Source organism: Fictibacillus phosphorivorans (genome assembly GCF_023715845.1).
Taxonomy (GTDB): Bacteria; Bacillota; Bacilli; order Bacillales; family Fictibacillaceae; genus Fictibacillus; species Fictibacillus phosphorivorans_D.
Genome location: NZ_JAMBOR010000030.1, coordinates 13,470 through 34,788, shown reverse-complemented (window position 1 = coordinate 34,788; position 21,319 = coordinate 13,470). Strand labels below are relative to the sequence as shown.

Sequence of the window (21,319 nt, the reverse complement as noted above, 5' to 3'; positions counted from 1 at the left end):
CAATACATAAAGTATTATAATGAAGAGCGAATTCAAGAAAAATTAGGCTACCACACTCCAATCGAATTTGGAAGTATGGCAGCCTAACAGGTGTTTTATTATTGTCTCAATTGACTAAGTCAGTCTAAATGGGTAGCGATTTCGCTTTTTGTTCTAACACAGCTCTATGTGATTCAATCATTGTTCAATAATCGCTTTTATACACTAGCACCAAAGTATTTAACCTTTGATGGCAGCTCGCTTGTTGTTCCTATTATCGTTTCCATCATTGCACTGTATGTGATGCAGGCTGTTAAAAATAAGGAATGGGGTCTTTTCGCCGAAATTTCTTATTTTATCGGAATCACTGTATTGTTCCAGTTGTTTATTGTCGGGACGTATGTGTACTAAAAAACTGGCTTGAAACTGATTTGCATAAAAAAGCGGAGGACGTATCCCCCGCTTTTTTATTTATCCTGAAATAAATTATAAGATGTTAAAATCAAAACCTGATTAAATTTGATGGGCTAAGCGTTTATACAACGCATGCGTCCCGCTATTTTCTTCTCCCATTTCTGCCAGTTCTTCATATAATTTTTTAGCTAATGCTAAACCTGGCGTCATCAATCCCATTTCTTCAGCAGAGTTGAGGGCAATCGTCATGTCTTTAATAAAATGCTTCACATAAAACCCTGGTGCAAAGTCACCCTTTAACATTCTTGGCGCATAATTACTTAAACTCCAGCTTCCCGCTGCCCCTGATTCAATACTTTTCAGCACCGTTTCCGGGTTTAGTCCTGCTTTTTCAGCATATAAGATCGCTTCACAAACACCGATCATTCCAGCGGCGATCGCTATTTGATTACACATTTTTGTATGCTGGCCAGACCCTGCTTTACCTTGATAGACAATGTTCGTTCCCATTTTTGAGAAGATAGGAAGAAGCTCGTTGAATGCTGTTTCGTCCCCACCGACCATGATCGATAATTTAGCTTCTCTTGCTCCTACATCACCGCCTGAAACGGGTGCATCCAATGTTGTAAGATTTTTTTCAGTTGCAGTGTTTGCAATTTTTTGAGCGAGCTGAGGACTTGAAGTTGTCATGTCAATCAAATAAGAACCTTCTTTTGCGTGTTCGATAAGACCGTCTGTACCTAAATATACCTCTTCGACATCCTTAGGATAACCGACCATCGTGATGATCACGTCACAATCTTGGGCAATATCCTTTGGTGAATCGGCCCATATCGCCCCATGATCTAGGAGTTCACTCGCCTTTTCTTTCGTTCGTGTATACACATGGACGGGATGCCCTGCTTTCATCAGATGTCCTGCCATGCTTTTCCCCATAACCCCTGTTCCAATAAATCCGATTGTCTTCAATTCTCTCACTCCTTTTGTCTCATTATAACGAAAGTACACGAAATGAAAAAATCATCACTCCTATGCGATGACTTCACCTTGTAAGATTCGTTTAATCTTGTTTTGTGCTTGGTTATAATCCATGCTTAAATTCGTTAACATCATCATGATATCGTCTGACGAATGCCTCTTTAATAAATAAAACATTCTCGGCTTTTCGTTCTTTAATAAAGTCATGATTTCAATGGTAGGCAGTGTTCTGCCCATTGGTTTGATGCGCAAAAAGGAGCGTATGTAATTTGTGAAAACCGGAATGGAATCAACAGTGTCTGGGTGCGTATTTAATAGTATCTGAAATTTGATTAATGAATCGATAAGTTCTTTATTTTTTTCCACAGATCTTTCCTCGTTTCTTTCACAATCCTGTATAACATGCTTAATGATTAGCCTATTTATCTTTCCAACATACTTATCGGCAAGTTCTGACAAAGTTCTACAACTATTTATGCTGGGGGGTCTGACCCCAAACAATTTATTTCCCACTCAGTTTTTCTCTTTTTGCCTTAGGGTGTTTGCTCTATTTCATCCATGTTTTTATGGTCATTTTATAAAACAGCTCTCCAAGGCAAAAGACTAACCTTCATTTTTACTATTATTTCTCAGCTTCTTTTGACCTGTTTTTCCCATACCACTCATTCTTTGGGACAGTTCATTTGGATTAATTTTCATGATTTCGATATGTCATCCTTACTGTTTATATCGATTCATATTTACTTAACTGTATATAAATGGTAAATTCTAGTTGTCGACAAAGGGGGCCCATTATGGCAGGAGGATTAGAATATGAAAAAACATGTAGTCACTACTGTTTTGGCATTCTGTCTCGTAGCTTTTTCGGCACCAAGCGCTTTTGCTCAGAGTCATAGCTCGTCTTATACAGACGAGATTTTGCAGATGCAGCCAGATTTAAAGAAGGAAGATTTATTATCGAGTGTACGGTCTATTGCAAAGAACACCGGTGATACAGAGGAAGCCGTCCTCAAGCAAATCGTTAAAGAGCTAAAACAGGATCAGATGAAAGCTTCAAAAGAAGCAGAAAAAGTGGGAACGATGGGTGGCAAGGGAGGAACTGTTCCGGTTGGAAACAGTTCTAAAGGAGACTTCTTTTACACCGCTTCTCAAACTGCGTATCTCAATCATGGACATGTTGGTATGTACTATACCAGCAGCACGATTGTCGAATCTGTTCCTGACACGGGAGTTAGAACCATCTCAACGACTTTACGAAAAGTAGATCAGGGAGATGCCCAAGTTAAATCGGTCACAACGAGTTCGGCGAACCGCGAAAATGCTGCAAACTGGGCATATAGCCGTGTTGGCATTGATGATTATTCTTACAACTTTGTCACGAATCGAAAAACTTCCCATATTGGTGATAAGAACTGTTCGAAACTAATATGGTCGGCTTATGTATTACACGGCAACCTTGATTTGGATGTAGACGGGGGTCTTGGTGTATACCCACGAGATGTCCGAGATGCACCAGATACTAGGCTGATCCGGAATATTTAATGACGAGAAGGCAATAAGGGCGGATTTCAGCGAACTTATTGCCTTCTTTATATGAAGAGGAGATCATGATGAAAAAAATGATTCTTTCTTTAGCCCTTATTCTTTTAATAGGCGTACTTGTGTATAATCTCTTTATGAATCAAAGTATTGATGCGTCGTATTCGCTAGAAAAAGAGGATATTCAACATTCAAATTTTCTAGAAGATAAAAAAGCCGTTATGTATTTTTCGACGACTGCAGATCAAGATATGGACGACAAAGGAATAAGCCTTGCTGTTTTTCTCAATAACAAAGGGGAAGCAGATGCTTATCAAATGAAAAGCCTTGAGTTAGGAAATCTTTCCGTTCATGATCGCGAAGTTATGCTTACGGATAAAAACTCAGTTAGATTGATAGGTAACCACTATAAAGAGTTCAATATGAAGAAGTCTCAATATACAGGGGAACGGTCCGGTTACTTAAAGGCTAAAGATCTGCACGTTACAATTTTTAATACCGGCGTAAACAAAAACGGAGGGTATGATTCAAATGTATGGTACGGAAACAACAGCGGGTTTCAGACAGCTAACATCCCTCATTATATTTTAGCCTCTGGTATCACAGATAACGAAGTCCTGATTTTGGCTCAAGATATAGAAAAGAATCTGTACTCGTTAAAAAACGTTATGTTCAAAGAAAGTGACGTCCATGTAAAAGATCTTGTTACATTAGACAATAAGACAAACTCAGAATACTCGGTTCGTTCTCCAATCTTAAGTGATCAAGACTACTATTATTTTATTTTAAGTGAATTTGTAAATAACACGAGTGAACATACTGTTTTGTTTAGCGTTCACAAAAAAACACGGAAACAAGAAAAAATCCAGTTAGATTCTTATTCAGACGAGAAGCATCCTACAGCTTCCATACCTTATAACGTAAAAAATTCTGCCTATCTCAATAACGGGATCCTCTATTATTTGAATGGTCTCGGGGAAATCATCACGTTCGATACACAAACAAAAAAAGTAGATAAACCGTTCACCTTAAAAAATGCTCCTCAAGATGGCGTCCGGCATAATGAGGAAATCTACTTTAATAACGATCATGTTTATGTGTTACGCTATGACGAAGATACAAAAGAAAAATATAGGATTGAAAAATATTCATTGGTTACCGGAGAACAAGTCGAGACGATTAAAATAAACGGCCTAGACGATATCTTGAAATCGATTAAAGGTAAATCCATTCATTCGTATGATTTCAAAATGTTGAACTAACAAAAAAAGTGTAAGCTCTTCTTTTTCATAAAGGAACTTACACTTTTTTCTTTAATTTAAAATGATAGATGGCAATCGCCACACAAACTAGAATCGTATAGAATATGAACACATTGCGGTATACGACGTCTAATGAAAATGCACGTTGCCCTTCAATCAAGAGGCCCGCAACCGCTACACCAAGCGCTCCACCGAAGAACTGCACCAATTGGAGCATCCCCATGCCAGAACCCACTTCATCTTTATGTAAGATTCTAGAATTCTCATTTGCCAGACTAGAAGTAAGACTAGAGAATCCTAAACTGGTAAACATATAGAAGATCGCTGGCATGTAAAATGCTTTTGTTCCAAGCAGAGAGAATAATAGTGCTGATACCAGCAGCGACAGAAGACCCGCTCTCATGACGGGCAGATTGCCAAAGCGGTCGATCCAGCGTCCTACAAAAATGGCGGCAAGCGCGGATAACATAGCTCCAGGAAAAATGACTAATCCTATTACAGCCGGTTCCTTATGAAATAGATTAGCAAGCATCACCGGCATTACAAACAAGAAAGCAAAATGGGTCATGAACGCGATCAACCCTACAAGTAAAAGTGATACATACCTGCTGTTCTTAAACAGATTGATCCGAATAAAAGGCTCCGCTTTTTTCCTTGAACAAATGACAAGCAAGACTAAAAACAAGATACTTAATCCAAGCTGCAAAAAAGCGAAAGTAGAAAGATAGAGTAATAAAGTGGTTACGACTCCACCCGTTAACAAAGCCCCTATAAAATCAAACGAACCGTCCCGCTTTTGTTCAACAGGCAGATAGATTTTAAAAATAGGAAGAAGCAGCAAAACGAGTCCTGTTACGAGAAATAAAAAGTTCCATCCAAATAGCTGTGTGAGGCCACCACCAATCACCGGTCCTAATCCAAAGCCAAGGGATGCAGCTGACGAAATAAAAGACATGGCACGCCCACGTCTGGAGATCGGTATATACCTTGTCGCAAGCACCATCCCGAGTCCCGGGACCGCTCCTGCCCCCGTCGCCTGTACCAAGCGGCTCACCAGTACAAAAATAAAGCTATTAGCAAAATAGCCAATGATCGAAGCGATACTTAAGATCACGAGCCCCGTCATTAACAACTTGCCGATCGGTATAAAATCAGATAAGCGACTGAATGTAATCGTCGACAAGGCAAACACAATGGAATAACCTGATACGATCCAAGAACCCGCCGTCGGACTTAGATCAAACTGTGAAATAACACTCGGCAGTGCAACATTGAACATGGTTGTATTCATAACAACCAACCACACCGTCAAACTCCATAAAGGGATGATTCGATTTTCTTGGATTGAGCCAAAACGCGCTTCCTCAGCAGCCATTGTGTTCACCACCTTTTCAAAACAATATTTTTTATCTTAGCATGAGTGGAAAATAAAAATCTTTTATTTTGCTTAGTAAAACTTACACTTAGTTAGATTTTTTTAAAAGGATACTTAAATGTTATGATAAAAACAGCGAATCGCAGGAGGTCTTTTTTTATGAAACTATTACTTTTAGGCGCTACAGGAAGAGTTGGACAAAAGATTGCAGAACGATCCATACAAGATGGAGTAAACGTGCATATTCTCCTACGTAATCCTGAGAAACTTCCTTCACACCTAGTGGAGAAGGTTACATTTACACATGGTAATGTTTTAAATAAAGATGATATAGAAGAAGCCATATCGGGTAGCGATATGGTGGTCAGTGCTCTATCCACGGACGGTGAAAACGTTCTTTCTGAAAGCATGCCCCTTATTATAGACGCCATGAAAAAAGAACGCATATCGCGTATCATATCGGTCGGTACGGCTGGTATCTTGCAAAGTCGTACAGAACCTGAATTGCTGCGCTATCAATCTTCTGAATCTAAGCGTAAATTAACGAGAGCAGCTGAAGACCATCACAAAGCGTATTTACATCTAAAAGAAAGCAACCTAGACTGGACGATCGTGTGCCCCACTTATTTACCTGATGGAGACACTACAGGGACATATCGCGTAGAAAAAGACTTTTTACCTGAGGACGGTAAGAGCATTTCTACTGGCGATACAGCCCATTTCACTTTTTCTCTTATAAAAGAGCCCCGTTTCTCTAAATATCGTGTGGGTATCGCTTATTGATTCAAAACGATATACTCCAAAAAGAAAAAGTCAGGAGAACGAAATCATTCTCCTGACTTTTCCTATCTTTTAAAAGATATTAGCCGATATCTTACGCATAATAAGGGGATATCATCAAGTAGACGATTACGCCTGTTAAACTTACATACAACCATAACGGCATCGTCCAGCGAGCGATCTTGCGGTGTTTCTCCACTTGCATGTTTAACCCGCGTGTAACCGTGATTAAAGCTAGCGGCACTATCACGATGGCAAGCAGAATATGCGTGAGCAGAATAAAGAGATAAATGTACTTAAGCGGTCCCTCTCCGCCATAAGAGGTGGATTCCGTTAAATAGTGATACGTCACATAAGAGAGCAAGAAAAAAGTGGTGCTCGTAAACGCTGCAAAGATGAACCGTTTATGAAGAGTTATGTTTTTCTGCTTAATGAAATAAAGAGCAGCCAGTAAAAAAACGAATGTAAAGCTGTTAAAGATTGCATTCAACCGCGGCAACAACGTTACATCAAACGCGATCTCACCTTCATACTCGGGTAAGAAGAATAGAACGGCAACCAGTACGTTGATCGCAATTGATAAACCAATGATTAGCGGGGTATAATTACGCTGTTTTGTTTCAGCCATCATGTATTACTCCTTTTCAAACCAAAATAAAGTGGTTCCTATCTTTCCGATTTCCAACTTCATTTTACCATTCTGCACCCTAATTCCAAACTTAATAACCCCTAAAAAGTGCCTCCTCGAAATAAGTGTCAATAATTATTCAAATATTGGACATGGAACTGAAACTTTTTCTGCTTTTTCTCCCCTCTCCCAGTCATCTTTTCATAAAAAAAGAAAAAACCGGCACCGGCCGGTTTCTTAAACAAATGATTAAGCTTTCGCAAACTGCTCTTCATCGATTGTGGCAAGGAACTTCTCTACTTCTCCCACCACTGATGATACACAGCCTTTTTCAAATGGCGAGATCAACCCTGCTTCTTCCACGAGTTTTGTGAACGGTAGGCTTCCTCCTTTTTGACAAAGAGCGAAATAGTCGTCCCAAGCACGTTCGCGGTTCTTGACTGATCGCTTCCAAAACTGAAGCGCACAAATTTGAGCCAGCGTGTAGTCAATATAATAGAATGGTGAGCGGAAGATATGCCCCTGTCTATGCCAGAATCCGCCTTTTTCGAGATATTCCACGCCATCATAATCACGATGAGGCAAGTATGTTTTCTCAAGCTCTCTCCATTTCGCGCGGCGCTCTTTTGGTGTGGCTTCTGGGTGGTCATACACAAAGTGCTGGAACTCATCCACGGCTACCCCATATGGAATGAATTCAACCGCCCCTGTTAAATGGGAATATAAATACTTTTCCGTGTCTTTACCGAACAGCTCTTCCATCCATGGATATGTTAAAAATTCCATACTCATTGAATGGATCTCACAAGCTTCCAGGGTCGGGAATTGATACTCAGGTACTTCGTATCCACGACTCGTGTACATCTGGAAGGCATGTCCGATCTCGTGCAGCAGCACGCGCACATCATTATCTGAACCATTGAAGTTCGTAAAGATGAATGGAGCTTGATAATCCTGAAGATACGTACAATAACCCCCAGGAGCTTTACCTGTTTTACTTTCCAGATCCATCAGCTCATCTTCGACCATGTAGTTGAAGAATGCTCCCGTTTCTTGAGACAGACCTCCAAACACGAGCTTTGCCTTATCTATAATCCAACCGGCATCACCTTGTGGTTTAGGATTCCCTGTTGTAAAGCTGAATGGCTCATCATAGAACTTCAGTTCATCTAACCCTATACGCTTTTGTTGCTTCGCTTTTAATTTCGTACTGAGGGGAACAATTATGTCTTTCACTTGTTCACGAAACACTTTCACATCAGCCGCATTATAATCCGTTCTTCCCATTCGATCATAGGCAAGCTCTGTGAAATTCTTATAACCTAATTTATGGGCGATCCTTGTTCGTAATTTTACGAGTTCATCATAAATGGAATCGAATTTTTCTTCGTTTGCTTTCAAGAATGCGTTTCCTGCCAAGCTCGCCGCTTTTCGTGTTTCTCGATCGGAAGACTGGTTGTATGGTGATAGCTGAGCAAGGGTGAGTTCTTTTCCATCAAATTTAATTTTCGCAGAAGCCATCACTTTCACATATTCAGAACTTAATTTATTCTCAAGCTTTAAATCTTCAAGAACCTCTTCCGAATAGGTTTTCACTTTTAATTCAGCCAAACGGAACAGCTGGCTTCCCCACTTCTTTTCCAACTGAACTTTAAAAGGAGACTGCACAAGTGCCTCATGAAAGGCCGTGACCATCCCCTGATAAACAGGAAGATTCTCATCCATGAATGCTTGTTCTTCTTTATAAAATGCGTCTTCTGTATTGATCGTATGACGAATTTTCGCGAGCCTTGCTTTTGATTCAAAGCTGTTGCGCAGTGAAACGACCTTTTTCATCGCTTCATTCTGTTCATCTGCTGATGACGCGTTACGAAATATCTGCACTGCTTCTTCAAAATCTTTTTTCAGTTCTTCTACATTTGGTCTCTCATATGTAAACTCACTAAATTTCATGTGTATGCCTCCTATCTTTTACTTCCTACCAATTTCTACAAACTGCTCCCTTTCTCCTGTAATATCCAGCACTTTTTCGTTAGAATAAAGGCAGAAGAGTTAAAGGCGGGAGAACAGATGAAAGAGTATCAAACAGATCCTTTTAAAGGAACATTCGGAAGCCTCGAAAATTTAGCTGATAAAATCAGTGATGTTTTGTCATGCCCAGTTACCATCGAAGACCAGAACCACCGTCTTCTCGCATACAGTACGCATGAAGACAGTACAGACCCGGCACGCGTAGCAACGATTATCGGTCGCCGCGTTCCTGAAAAAGTGGTGAACAGTTTATGGAAAGATGGCGTCATACCTCGATTGCAGGAAAGTGATGATCCTGTTCGGGTTAGTTCCATTCAGAAAGTTGGGTTAGGAGATCGAGTTGCTGTATCCATCAGGAAAAACAGCGAGGTCCTCGGATATATTTGGGTGCTGGAAGTGGAGAAAAAGTTAAACCCTGATGATTTGCGCCTCTTAAAGCTAGCTGCTGCTTCCGCAAAAAGCCAGCTTCTTCAAATGCAAATCGGAACGAAAAAGAAGGAAGAAAACCGTCAGGAACTTTTTTGGAAGATGCTGACCGGCAACCTTCCTCAAGAAAAACGCATTTTAGAAAAACTACATGAGCTGAATATATTGCCTGTTCTCCCTGCTGTCGTTTTTATCTTACAGCTGCAGAAAGAAATCACACCTGCCCTGGAAAAAGATATCTTATATTTAGCGGCGGTTAATCAAAAGATCAATGTCCTTCTATCTGCTGCGGACTCGAACCAGATGTTGCTGCTCGCCTCCCCTGTCGGAAAAGAACAGCCGCTTGATTTGGCCAAGTCCTTTGTAGAGACTTTTTTTACACATATGAAGGAACGATTTTCTGTCTCAGAAATAAAAGCTGCCTACGGAAGCTTAGTAACTTCATTCACACAAGTCGAGAAAAGTTATAAAGAAGCATCCAGTGTGTTAGCGGTTCAAGAAAAATTGGGTGGTGAAACCCTTTCTTTAACCGGTTACCACGAACTTGGGATTTACCAATTTTTAGATACCATTTATGAGAAACAACAAAGACAAGGGTATCAAAATGAAATGCTGAAGAGTTTACAGGAATATGACCGACTTCATAAAACTGAGCTTTATCGCACATTAGAGACCTATTTAACCTTAGATGAGAACTTAAATAAAGCCTCAGAGGCACTTCATATCCATATGAATACATTGCTCTATCGATTAAAGCGCATCGGTGAAATCACAAACATCGACCTCAAAAGTCCTCATCAAAAGATCATGCTCTATTTAGATTTCAAGATAAATCGGTTGTTTTAGAAGGTTTTTACTTCGTTGCTTTGAAAGTGGTGATCTCCGTTCCAGGATACTCGCTTTCCTAAGGGTGTGCGGTGAGCCTGTTTGCCGCTACGCGTCATTAAACGGTCTCACCTGTCCCACTCATCCCTCAGGAGTCTCGTACCTTCCACTCCAATCCCCTTTCACAGAAGTAAAGTACTGAAATTCAAAGTAAATCTTCTATAAAATTACTTTTTATAAAGTGCGTTTGTGAATTATCACAAATGCTTTTTTTGATTTTCTAGTTTCTTAACAATGAAAAGCGAACTCCCTCCTTTTATACTAAAATCACGAATGAAAACGCACTCATTGAGTTACTTATATAGGAGGTTTCACAAATGATTATTGGAGTTCCGGCAGAAATTAAAAATAACGAAAACCGCGTAGCGATTACGCCTTCAGGTGTTATGACACTATCAGCGGCTGGTCATACAGTATTCGTTGAAAACAACGCAGGTGTTGGAAGCGGATTTACGAACGAAGATTATGCAGCAGCAGGCGCGCAGATCTTAGATGATGTGAAAGATGTATGGGCTGCAGAAATGGTAATGAAGGTTAAAGAACCTCTAGCTTCTGAATACAAGTACTTCCGTTCCGATCTAATTCTGTTCACATACCTTCACTTGGCAGCTGAGCCAGCATTAGCAAAAGCTTTAACGGAAAGCGGCGTAACAGCAATCGCTTATGAAACAGTAGAATTCAACCGCACTCTTCCATTATTAACACCAATGAGTGAAGTTGCTGGACGTATGTCTGCACAGATCGGTGCACAATTCCTTGAGAAGCCAAAAGGCGGAAAAGGTATTCTTCTTGCAGGTGTTCCTGGGGTACGCCGCGGTAAAGTTACAATCATCGGTGGCGGTGTTGTAGGAACAAACGCAGCGAAAGTAGCTATCGGACTTGGAGCTGACGTTACGATCATCGACCTTAGCCCAGACCGTCTTCGTCAATTGGATGATATTTTCGGAAACAGCATCCAAACTTTAATGTCTAACCCATTAAACATCGCTCAAGCTGTTGCGGAGTCTGATCTAGTGATCGGAGCTGTACTCATCCCTGGAGCGAAAGCGCCTAAGCTTGTAACAGAAGAAATGATCCAATCAATGACTCCAGGCTCTGTAGTTGTTGACGTAGCGATCGACCAAGGCGGTATCTTTGAAACGGTTGACCGCATCACAACACACGACGACCCAACTTATGACAAACATGGCGTTGTTCACTATGCAGTAGCAAACATGCCTGGTGCAGTGCCTCGTACTTCTACGATCGCACTTACAAACGTAACTGTACCTTATGCGCTTCAAATCGCTAACAAAGGTGCACAACAAGCGATCGCTGATAACCCATCTCTAAAAGGTGGTCTTAACACAGCTGGCGGATATATAACATACGAAGCAGTAGCAGCTGATCTTGGCTACGATTATGTTGCTCCTGAAACAGCTTTAGAAAAAGCCGTTCAAACTGTCTAATTTCTTATCTTAAAAAACCTCTCATTCCGGGAGGTTTTTTCATTTTAATCAAAATTTAACAGTACGCTAATAAACATTTAATAGTATTCCAATATAATTTAACCTGAACATACTAAATATTACAGGAGGTTAATTATGCATATTCCCAAAAAAGTAATGGCGATTGCGGCAGCATCAACACTCGTGGTTAGTAGTTTAGTAGTTACAAATGCTTCAGCAGACAGAGATCATCCTAAGAAGGATGAGATACGTAATGTGATTTTTTTAATCGGTGATGGGATGGGTAATTCATTTACAACAGGATATCGTGCCTTAAAAGATAATCCAAACACACCCATGATGGAAGAAACTCAGTTTGATAAACATTTAGTTGGGATGCAATCTACATACTCATGGGATGAAAAAGAAAGTATAACAGACTCAGCAGCGGCTGCTACTTCGATGGCGGCAGGAATCAAGACATATAACGGAGCAATCTCGGTTGACATGGAAAAAGAAGAAGTCAAAACGGTCTTAGAACAAGCGAAAGAAATCGGAAAATCTACTGGACTAGTAGCAACATCTCAAATCAACCATGCGACCCCTGCCTCGTTTGGAGCACACGATGAATCACGCGAAAACTATAACCAAATTGCCGATGATTATTATGATGATTTACTTGATGGCGAACATAAAGTAGATGTTTTATTAGGTGGTGGGACAAGCTACTTCATTCGTGAAGACCGTGACCTAACCGAAGAGTTTAAAAATGACGGCTATTCTTATGTAACCACAACAGATCAAATGTTAAAAGATGATAACGAACAAGTCTTAGGTCTCTTTGCCCCTAAAGAATTAAATAAACGAATCGATCGTCCAAAAGAGCAGCCAACACTAAAACAAATGACCAACTCAGCCTTAGACCGATTAGATAATAACAAAAAAGGCTTTTTCTTAATGGTAGAAGGAAGCCAAGTCGACTGGGCCGCACATGACAATGATATCGTAGGTGCCATGAGTGAGATGCAAGACTTAGAAGAAGCCTTTCAAGCTGCCATTGAGTTTGCCAAAAAAGATAAACATACGCTTGTAATCGCAACGGCGGACCACTCTACAGGCGGTATGACGATGGGACGCGATGGTGTTTATAAATGGGACCCAGCTGAAATTAAAGCAGCAAAGAAAACACCAGATTACATGGCCAAAAAGATCGCCGAGGGAGCACCAGTTGAGGAAACATTAAAGAAATATATTGACCTGGACCTAACTACAGAAGAAATACAATCCGTCCAAGAAGCGAAGGAAAATGGCGGAAGTGTGACAGAGATTGATAATGCGATTGAAAAAATCTTTGATCTTCGTACTGGAACAGGCTGGACGACTTCCGCACATACGGGTGAAGATGTGAATGTGTATGCATATGGACCTGGAATGGAGAAGTTTGCTGGGAAAATCGACAATACAGATACAGCAAATGAAATCTTTGCTATCCTTAATAGAAAGAGATAAACTTAACAAAAAATAATTCTACTTTTTATTGGGTATTCTATTAAATAAAAAAGCATCCCGTCGTCTAACAGCGGGATGCTTATCTATTGGGAGGTGTTTTTCGTGTCTATCAAAAAATGGACTTTACTCGTTTTAACTGCAGCAATCATTACGGGTTGTTCGACAGATCGTGCTGAAAAAACAAAGCAAAAAAGCACAGAACAAAACAATTCAGATGAGCTGAAATTTAAAGATAGCCCTCAAGCTTCCGATGATACAAAGCTGACCAAGGTAAATGAATCTGTTGAAGATCCTGATGGAATGGTTACTTTAAAGAAGTATAAAAAAATAGATGAAGAGCAAAAGGCAGATCTCATCTCCCTAACCGTTTCAGAGGTCAAAGTCATGCAATACAGACCTTCCGTAGATTTAATCGACTTTTTTCACGGATACACAGATAAGGAAGAATTTCCTTACATACGAGTAAATGTGCGAGTCAAAAATAATGGAAAAAAACCCGTTCACTTCGCGCCAGTTTCTGAGATAAAGACAGACCAAGGTGAGAAAGTTACGTGGGAAAACGATTTCTATTTAGAAAAGCTTAATGGCAAAATTAAGCCTGGAGAAGTAAAAGTCGGAAGTCTAGGTTTTATATTAAACGAAACAAAACCTGAAGATGTAAAAACAGTAATCATTAAATCTAGTGAAGTCCTTAATAAAGATAAGAAGAAAATTGCAGAACCCCTTTCCTTTAATGTTCATTTTGAATAGCCTATTTTCTACCCGATCAATGGGTCATCCCATTGACGGGTTTTTTAATTTGGATAATCATTCAATCCTCTTTTTCCACATATATTTTGGAAGAGAAACCAAAAAATGATTGCCATCCAAAAGTAATTAATTTATTATTATAAATAATCAGACAACTTAACAGGACATTTATGGTCTTGGGGTAGAGATGAGGAGAACCCTGTGATCAATAAAATGTATTACATTTTTTGTAGTATGTTTTATTGTTCATGGGGATTTATTTTGTCCCTAAAAAAGCAAAGGAGGAGTATCTATGAAGTTAAAAGTTTTAGCACTTTTTACTGTATTACTTGTTTTTCTTGCAGCTTGCAGCAGCAACAGCGGGTCAAAAGATGAAGTTACAGAAATCGACTTCTATTTTCCCGTTGCAGTCGGTGGTGATGTCGCTAAGATTGTGGATGATTTGGTCGCAGATTTTGAAAAAGAAAATCCCGATATAAAAGTTAACGCTAGATACGGAGGAAGCTATTCTGAAACAATGACTCAAGTTATGGCTGCCGTTCAAGGCGGTAATCCTCCTGAATTAGCGGTATTATTCTCCATTGATCTCTTCACGCTCCTAGAGAATGATGTCATTGAAGAAATGACTCCTTTGTTTGATGAAAAATACTTCACTGATTTTTATGATGCGTTTATGGCAAATTCTCAAATAGGTGATAAAGTCTACAGCCTTCCATTCCAAAGAAGTACAATTGTTCTCTACTATAACAAAGATGCATTTAAGAAAGCCGGACTTAATCCAGATGCTCCACCAAAAACTTGGGACGAATTAGTCGACTACAGTAAAAAGCTAACGCTGAATGGCGGGAAAGATCAGTGGGGTCTTGAGATTCCGAGCACAGGTTATCAATATTGGATGCTACAAGCATTAGCACTGCAGACGAAAGATAACATCATGTCTGAGGATGGAAAAGAGATATACTTTAACGCTCCGCATACGAAAGAAGCTATGCAATTTTATGTGGATTTAAGTAAAAAGCACAAGGTTATGCCAGAAGGAACGATTGAATGGGCAACGGTACCGTCCGACTTCTTAAGCGGCAGAACAGCAATGATGTACCACACGACCGGAAACTTAACCAACGTAAAATCGAATGCAGATTTTGATTTTGGTGTAGCTTACCTCCCTGCCAATAATCAATATGGCTCTCCTACCGGCGGCGGAAATATTTATATGTTTAAAGGCATTCCGAAAGAAAACAAGGAAGCCGCTATTAAATTCATGAAATTTTTAACAGAGCCTGAACGAGTGGCACAATGGTCCATCGACACCGGTTATGTTGCTACAAGAAAATCGGCTTACGAGACGGACGCATTAAAAAAATATGTAGAAGAATTCCCACAGGCAGTCATTGCCCGTGAACAATTAGAATATGCAGATAGTGAGTTAGCTACCTATCAAAACGGAGAAATTCAAAAAATCTTCAATGATGCCATTCAGTCGATATTGACTGGTAAAAGCCATGTAGATAAGAGTTTGGATAAAGCGCAGAAAGATGCCGAGAAGGTTTTAGCACCATTTAAAGAATAAGAGAGAACCATTGCCGGGAAGCTCAGGTTAATAATCTTGTAATTTGAGCTTCCCTTTTTACAAAGATAGGAGGTTGTCTTATACCAAATGGATAACACACAAAAAGCGTCTAAGAGAAAGCTAAGTTTTAGCTTGAAGCAAAATATATTTGCCTATTTACTTTTGCTGCCGTCCTTTATCTTCCTATCGTTATTTACGTTTTATCCCACTCTTAAATCTATTTATCTAAGTTTTTATAGCGGTCCTATGACCAGACTTCGATTCTCGGGGGTGGATCAATACAAAGAAGTCTTCACAGATGAAATTTTTAGAAAAGTGATGATGAACAACATTATTTTTATTATCGGAACGGTTCCTACAAGTCTATTTTTAGCGATGTATTTGGCCGTATGGCTAAACAAAAAAATGAGAGGAAGCGCGTTGCTTCGGACATCCTTTTTCTATCCAACCGTGATTCCTCTTATTGCAGTAGCAAATATATGGCTGTTCATCTATACCCCACAATATGGACTGCTGGCTAAATTTCTGCAGACTTTTGGTGAAAACGGTCCGAACTGGTTAGGCAATCAAAGTACAGTTATGATCGCTATGATTATTATGATCATTTGGAAAGATACTGGTTTCTTTATGATTTTTTATTTAGCCGGGTTGCAAAATTTGCCGAAGGATGTTTACGAAGCTGCCATTATGGAAGGAGCAAAGCCTTTTCAAATCTTTCGCCACATTACCTTCCCTTTGCTTATGCCTACAACACTTTTCGTAATGATTGTAGCCATCACAAATGCCTTTAAAAATGTCGACCATCTATACATCATGACAAAGGGTGGTCCTGATAACACCAGTAATTTATTACTCTATCATATTTATGAGGCTGCATTTACCAACTGGGATCTCGGTAAGGCAGCTGTACTAACCGTAGTATTAATTGTTGTTCTATTAAGCATAACGGCATTCAATTATCTATTTTTAGATAAAAAAATTCATTACTAAGAAAGGAGGGAGTTTCTTTGTATAAAAAGATTAACTTCACCATCATCATTTTTCTAGGGATTGTATTTTTCATTCCTTTGTTATGGGTATTCATCACCTCCTTTTCTACAAGTAAAGAAGTTATAGGCGGTTCCTTTCCGCTCTGGGTTTCCAATCCAACCTTTCAAAATTATATAGATGCCTGGAATGCGGCTCCCTTCCTTACATATTACTTCAATACTTTTGTAATCGTTTTTGGTATTTTAATTGTTCAATTATTTACGATAACACTCGGAGCCTATGCTTTTGCCCGATTAAATTTCAAAGGTAAGAACGTCTTATTTATCTTATTTTTACTTCAATTGATGATTCAACCTGAAATCTTGCTATTTCCAAACTATCAGATTATGAGTCAATTGGGATTGGTCGATACAAAATTAGCTGTCATGCTCCCTTATTGGGCTTCAGCATTCGGGGTCTTCTTATTAAGACAAACCTTTAAACAGGTCCCGTTTGATCTAGACCAAGCCTCGAGAATAGATGGATGCAAATGGTGGCAAACGTTATGGCATGTTTATGTTCCTTCTGCCAAACCCACATATATAGCATTTGCACTTGTCTCTGTAAGCCACCATTGGAGTAACTTTATGTGGCCGTTAATTATCACAAATTCAGATGAAAACCGCCCATTGACTGTAGGTTTAGCGTTGTTTGCCCAATCCTACGAAACAGGAGCTCAGTGGGGTATGGTAACGGCAGGTACCATATTGGTTATTTTTCCTTTATTACTTGCATTCTTTATATTTCAAAAACAATTTGTATCCAGCTTCATGCATTCTGGAATTAAATAAGGCGGTGTGAAAATGGAGATCCACTTTCTAGGAACGGGAAGTGCCTATCCAGGTAGAGACCGGGATAATACTTCAATCTGTATTTCTACTAATGATTATCATGTATTAATGGATGTGAGTGGTAATCCATGCAGGAAACTGAAACAAATCAATGTAGCATTAGAAGATCTGGACTCCGTGATCTTCACCCATTTTCATATTGATCATCTATATGGACTCCCTTCTTTATTATGGGGAATGTGGCTGGAAAACAGAAAGAAGCCACTAACGATTTATTGTCATGACGTGAATATATCCAAGCTGAATCAGTGGTTGAATACGATGGAAGTCTATGAATGGGGGATTACATTTCCGCTTCTTATCAAAACGTTCGACGGAGGGTTTCCTGAAGAATTGCTAAAGACTCGTGATGTAAGGATTTCGGCATTTCCTGCCATCCACTCCGTACCGACCATTGGATTAGAAGTAACAGAGGGCAATAAAACGATTGTTTATTCGAGTGACAGTCAAGTAAACTCACATATCCAAACCTATCCGCATATTCATTTATTAATTCATGAAGCAACATCTGCGATTAAAGTAGAAGCGAACCATACGAGCCTAACTGAAATTGCGGAATCTTATGATTTAGAAAAAATCGATAAAGTAGTATTGGTGCATTTAAGTGATCACCAGCCTTATGATGAGGAACTATCCCGATTAAAGCTGGAATATAAAGTACAAAAAGCAGAGGAAATGATGAGCATTTCTATCTAACTAACTAAATAGGAAACAAGGATAGAGAACAGGAGAATCCCTTGGGCATTGAAACCATCCAATTCGTTAAAATTGGTTATTTCGTCAGGCTCAAGGGATTATTTTATTATAACGGAGGCAGAGATGAAGGAAATTAGAGGGTATATCTTTGACTTGGATGGAACGATTTATCTCGGAAATCAATTAGTTAAAGAGGCGGACAACGTGATTAAAAATCTTCAAAAAGAAGGAAAACAGATTTTGTTCCTCACAAACAAAACGATTGAAACGAGACAGAAATACGTGGAAAAATTACAGGGTTTTCATATAAAAGTGACCATAGACAATATCTTGAACCCTACTGTAACCTTAATAAACTATTTAAAAGAGAATCATCCTGGAGCAAAGCTTTATATTATTGGTGAACAGATTATCAAAGATGAAATCGGACGTGAGCCTTTTCCACTGGCTGCTACCCCTGAAGAGACCGACATTGTAATTATCTCATGGGATCGGAATTTCCATTATGATCATTTGAACTTTGCTTATCAAGCGATAAAAAAAGGGGCTTTAACCATTGCTACCAATCCTGACCGCACATGTCCGATTGAAAATGGAGAAGTCCCTGATTGCGCGGGAATGATTGGTGCTATAGAAAGTGTTACAGGAAAAAAGGTTGATATACACATTGGAAAACCGTCTACTTTAACCATTAAAGCTGCGTTGAACATTCTTAACCTTGAACCGGATGAATGCATTATGATTGGAGACCGGCTTGAAACCGATATTCGAATGGGAATAGAAGCGGGTATGAAAACAGCACTTGTACTCACAGGAGTCACACAAGCGAATGAAGTGCCTTCATCTGAATGGCAGCCGGATTATGTCTTCTCTTCCGTAAAAAGTCTTTTATATAACAAAGTACTATAAAGATAAAAGGGGCTTGAACTCATAACTTTTTGAGTTCTAGCCCCTCTGTATATAAAATAGGAGAAAAAAATACGATTGGATGAATCAAAGACCTTATGCTTTTATTCACGAAAGAAGGCTGACGTTGGTCAGCCTCTTTCGTTCTATTCAATATCTTTGTCATCTTTCATTAATTTCTTTAAATCAATTTTCAGCATTCTCTCCATCGGAAAAGTTGTTGTATACCTGTACTTATTAGCTCCCGATTCAAAAAGGACATAAAGTTCTTTTTTTACCGCTACAATTCCCTCAGGCATCGGAATGGCTTCTATACTGGCTCGAGGTTTAGCCGTTGCACCATCCAGGAACCACAATGGAACCTCTTTTCCATTCACCATAACAGAAGTATGGGGATCTTCTTTTAACGGATGTTCATAACGATATAGTACACTATCATTCCCTCTGCCATAAGACGTACTTAGTGCTATACCCTTCTTTTGAACAATTGCTCCCTGTACCTTACCTGTAGTCGATAAAACATAATCCGGAGTCGCTGTTCGAGAAGGGTCTCCATTCCAATGACCTTTCGATAACATATCATTATTTCGTTCAAGGTCATATCCCGCCATCCAGGCATAGTGCATTTCGCCATCTCGGTTCATGATGTGGTGCGATGGGTCTGTAGGGTATGCACTCGCTTCATAAAACTCTCCGACCCAAAGGATTCCTTCATCGTATACATTATAAGCAGCTTCCACTGGCAAAGGTATCTGTTTGATGAACCGAATTTCACCATTGTTCTCAGCGTTTACGAGATCACTGATCTTCAACACATATAGAAATTGTTCAGAAGCAATCCATATATGGTCCCTACTGACTGTAATTCCTCCTGCATGGCCCGTGTAAGGTGTACTATCCGTGTTATACAATAAGACCGATTTTATTAATTTTTCGCTTGTTGCATTGGTTACTGTTAAAGTTCCCGGCCGCCCATCATCTAAATAATTGACAGTCATGAGCCAATCTTTTTTCTTATAATACGTGATTCCCTGAGGCACTAAATCCTGAACCAAACCGGGAATGACCGGTCCATCTTCACTTATATCCCAGAGCCCTTGATACTTAGGATCTTTGATATGTGGCGACCGTTCTTCCTGTGTAATCAATTGATGAGACGGTCTGGCTATAACAGGTTCTGACTTCTCAGAGACATTTCCAGAAGTATCTTCTGCAGCTATTTGAAGACTATACTCCTTGTTTCCTAATAGATAAGAAAGTGTAAACCTATTATTTGATGGATCAACAGAGTATTCAAAAACCCCATTCTTATAAATATGATAACGATAAATATCAGCCTCCGGGTTCAAGTCCCAGGATAGAGATATTTCACCTGCCCCGGCTTGTGAGGTAATAGGAGTTGGAACCATAGGTGGATCCTCATCTAACACTGGCCTTGGTTGACCAGGAACAACCCAGCCCGGTGTTGGGGTTTGCGGACCATTCAACTTTTTCATAGTCAAACTTCCGTCCTCAGGGTAACCAAATGTGATTGTTTTGTTCAAGATGACGTCATCCGCTGTATAAATAGCTCTAACCACCTCAGTCCCTTGTGCGTCAATAATCTTAACTGTAGGTGTTCCTGAATTAACTAATCCAGGGACATCATCTAAAAGTCTTAAATCACCTTCCCCAACATACTTATCTTTGTAGGACGCAAAATAGTTGTGATTAAAGGCTTCTAATGTAATCGGCTTAACATCAGAGGTCCTTGTCCAAAACAGGTAAGTGGACCAAGGTTTAATAATAAGAGAACCATCAATCTCTTTGTTCATTTTTTCTGATTGAATACGGTATCCTTCTAAATTTACCTCTTCATCGCTATTATTATAGATTTCTAAATACTCAAAAGCATCCTTCCCCGCATAATTATCCGTATTCGGTATTAACTCTGTGATTAACAAGGTCGGACCCGTTTCAGAGGCAATAGACTTCTTTACTGGCGCGAATGAAAACACACACCCGAAAACCATTAAAGAGGCAACGATATACATCATCCATTTTTTCAATCTCATTTCATTTCCTCCTTCGATTTTAAGTTCTTACACTTTATGGAGTTGAACTTTTAGAAACAAAAAAACCCATGACGATTAAAAGTATTGCTAGAAAGCAATACCAATAATGTCACAGGGTTCTCCGCTTCTCTACCTGAGGACTATTTCGTATGTAAGGATTTGGTTATAATTTTATAGGAATAGATTTAAAAACACAATATAATATTTATAATTTTCAGTCTATTTATAAA

Annotated in this window: 20 protein-coding genes; 14 read left to right on the top strand and 6 right to left on the bottom strand. The window is 39.4% G+C overall.

Going from position 1 to position 21,319, the window contains the following annotated elements; all coding sequences use genetic code 11:
- Window positions 1–6 precede the first annotated feature (6 nt).
- On the top strand, window positions 7–87 hold the full coding sequence (locus tag M3206_RS19240) for an IS3 family transposase (RefSeq protein ID WP_425590722.1): 81 nt from the start codon (window positions 7–9) through the stop codon (window positions 85–87).
- Window positions 88–180: 93 nt separating this feature from the next.
- Window positions 181–390 (top strand): hypothetical protein, encoded by a 210-nt coding sequence (locus M3206_RS17485; protein WP_251313798.1) that lies wholly within the window; start codon window positions 181–183, stop codon window positions 388–390.
- A 102-nt stretch (window positions 391–492) separates the two neighbouring features.
- Here the strand turns inward: M3206_RS17485 and M3206_RS17480 are convergent, their stop codons facing one another.
- Both M3206_RS17480 and M3206_RS17475 read right to left on the bottom strand, forming a co-directional pair.
- Window positions 493–1,362, bottom strand: a complete 870-nt coding sequence (locus tag M3206_RS17480) for an NAD(P)-dependent oxidoreductase (RefSeq protein ID WP_285877016.1) — start codon at window positions 1,360–1,362, stop codon at window positions 493–495.
- A 60-nt stretch (window positions 1,363–1,422) separates the two neighbouring features.
- Entirely contained in the window at window positions 1,423–1,737 is a 315-nt protein-coding gene (locus M3206_RS17475) for a hypothetical protein (protein WP_251313797.1), read from the bottom strand.
- Window positions 1,738–2,184: 447 nt separating this feature from the next.
- On the opposite strand from M3206_RS17475, the gene M3206_RS17470 reads away from it, so the two are divergent.
- Window positions 2,185–2,913, top strand: coding sequence for a hypothetical protein (locus tag M3206_RS17470; RefSeq protein ID WP_251313796.1), 729 nt, complete (start codon window positions 2,185–2,187; stop codon window positions 2,911–2,913).
- Window positions 2,914–2,981: 68 nt separating this feature from the next.
- Window positions 2,982–4,172, top strand: coding sequence for a hypothetical protein (locus M3206_RS17465; protein ID WP_251313795.1), 1,191 nt, complete (start codon window positions 2,982–2,984; stop codon window positions 4,170–4,172).
- Window positions 4,173–4,209: 37 nt separating this feature from the next.
- Here M3206_RS17465 and M3206_RS17460 read toward each other — a convergent pair whose 3' ends face one another.
- A complete protein-coding gene (locus M3206_RS17460; RefSeq protein WP_251313794.1) occupies window positions 4,210–5,547 on the bottom strand; it encodes an MFS transporter in 1,338 nt (445 codons plus the stop codon).
- A 159-nt stretch (window positions 5,548–5,706) separates the two neighbouring features.
- Here M3206_RS17460 and M3206_RS17455 point away from each other — a divergent pair, with 159 nt between their 5' ends.
- Window positions 5,707–6,330 carry an NAD(P)-dependent oxidoreductase gene (locus M3206_RS17455; RefSeq protein WP_251313793.1) on the top strand — a complete coding sequence of 208 codons (624 nt, stop codon included), beginning with the start codon at window positions 5,707–5,709 and terminating at the stop codon, window positions 6,328–6,330.
- Between the two features lie 91 nt (window positions 6,331–6,421).
- Here M3206_RS17455 and M3206_RS17450 read toward each other — a convergent pair whose 3' ends face one another.
- The gene (locus M3206_RS17450) at window positions 6,422–6,958 is read right to left on the bottom strand and encodes a DUF420 domain-containing protein (protein ID WP_425590745.1); all 537 of its coding nucleotides are present in this window, start codon (window positions 6,956–6,958) and stop codon (window positions 6,422–6,424) included.
- A gap of 246 nt (window positions 6,959–7,204) precedes the next feature.
- On the bottom strand, window positions 7,205–8,908 hold the full coding sequence (locus tag M3206_RS17445; protein ID WP_251313791.1) for a M3 family oligoendopeptidase: 1,704 nt from the start codon (window positions 8,906–8,908) through the stop codon (window positions 7,205–7,207).
- Window positions 8,909–9,025: 117 nt separating this feature from the next.
- Between M3206_RS17445 and M3206_RS17440 the strand changes: the two genes are divergently transcribed.
- The 9 genes from M3206_RS17440 to M3206_RS17400 all read left to right on the top strand — a co-directional run bounded on the left by M3206_RS17440 (window position 9,026) and on the right by M3206_RS17400 (window position 19,038).
- Window positions 9,026–10,258, top strand: coding sequence for a PucR family transcriptional regulator (locus M3206_RS17440; protein WP_251313790.1), 1,233 nt, complete (start codon window positions 9,026–9,028; stop codon window positions 10,256–10,258).
- 356 nt (window positions 10,259–10,614) lie between these two features.
- Entirely contained in the window at window positions 10,615–11,745 is a 1,131-nt protein-coding gene (ald, locus tag M3206_RS17435; protein ID WP_251313789.1) for an alanine dehydrogenase, read from the top strand.
- A gap of 135 nt (window positions 11,746–11,880) precedes the next feature.
- Window positions 11,881–13,233 carry an alkaline phosphatase gene (locus M3206_RS17430; protein ID WP_285877015.1) on the top strand — a complete coding sequence of 451 codons (1,353 nt, stop codon included), beginning with the start codon at window positions 11,881–11,883 and terminating at the stop codon, window positions 13,231–13,233.
- Between the two features lie 102 nt (window positions 13,234–13,335).
- Entirely contained in the window at window positions 13,336–13,983 is a 648-nt protein-coding gene (locus tag M3206_RS17425; protein WP_251313788.1) for a DUF4352 domain-containing protein, read from the top strand.
- A gap of 292 nt (window positions 13,984–14,275) precedes the next feature.
- Window positions 14,276–15,553 (top strand): ABC transporter substrate-binding protein, encoded by a 1,278-nt coding sequence (locus M3206_RS17420; RefSeq protein ID WP_251313787.1) that lies wholly within the window; start codon window positions 14,276–14,278, stop codon window positions 15,551–15,553.
- A gap of 87 nt (window positions 15,554–15,640) precedes the next feature.
- A complete protein-coding gene (locus M3206_RS17415) occupies window positions 15,641–16,543 on the top strand; it encodes a carbohydrate ABC transporter permease (protein ID WP_251313786.1) in 903 nt (300 codons plus the stop codon).
- Between the two features lie 17 nt (window positions 16,544–16,560).
- On the top strand, window positions 16,561–17,373 hold the full coding sequence (locus M3206_RS17410; protein ID WP_251313785.1) for a carbohydrate ABC transporter permease: 813 nt from the start codon (window positions 16,561–16,563) through the stop codon (window positions 17,371–17,373).
- Window positions 17,374–17,385: 12 nt separating this feature from the next.
- Window positions 17,386–18,129: an MBL fold metallo-hydrolase gene (locus M3206_RS17405; RefSeq protein WP_251313784.1), complete on the top strand. Its 744-nt coding sequence runs from the start codon at window positions 17,386–17,388 to the stop codon at window positions 18,127–18,129.
- 123 nt (window positions 18,130–18,252) lie between these two features.
- A complete protein-coding gene (locus M3206_RS17400; RefSeq protein ID WP_251313783.1) occupies window positions 18,253–19,038 on the top strand; it encodes an HAD-IIA family hydrolase in 786 nt (261 codons plus the stop codon).
- 143 nt (window positions 19,039–19,181) lie between these two features.
- On the opposite strand, the gene M3206_RS17395 is transcribed toward M3206_RS17400, so the two are convergent.
- On the bottom strand, window positions 19,182–21,089 hold the full coding sequence (locus M3206_RS17395; RefSeq protein ID WP_251313782.1) for a lamin tail domain-containing protein: 1,908 nt from the start codon (window positions 21,087–21,089) through the stop codon (window positions 19,182–19,184).
- Between the last annotated feature and the right edge of the window lie 230 nt (window positions 21,090–21,319).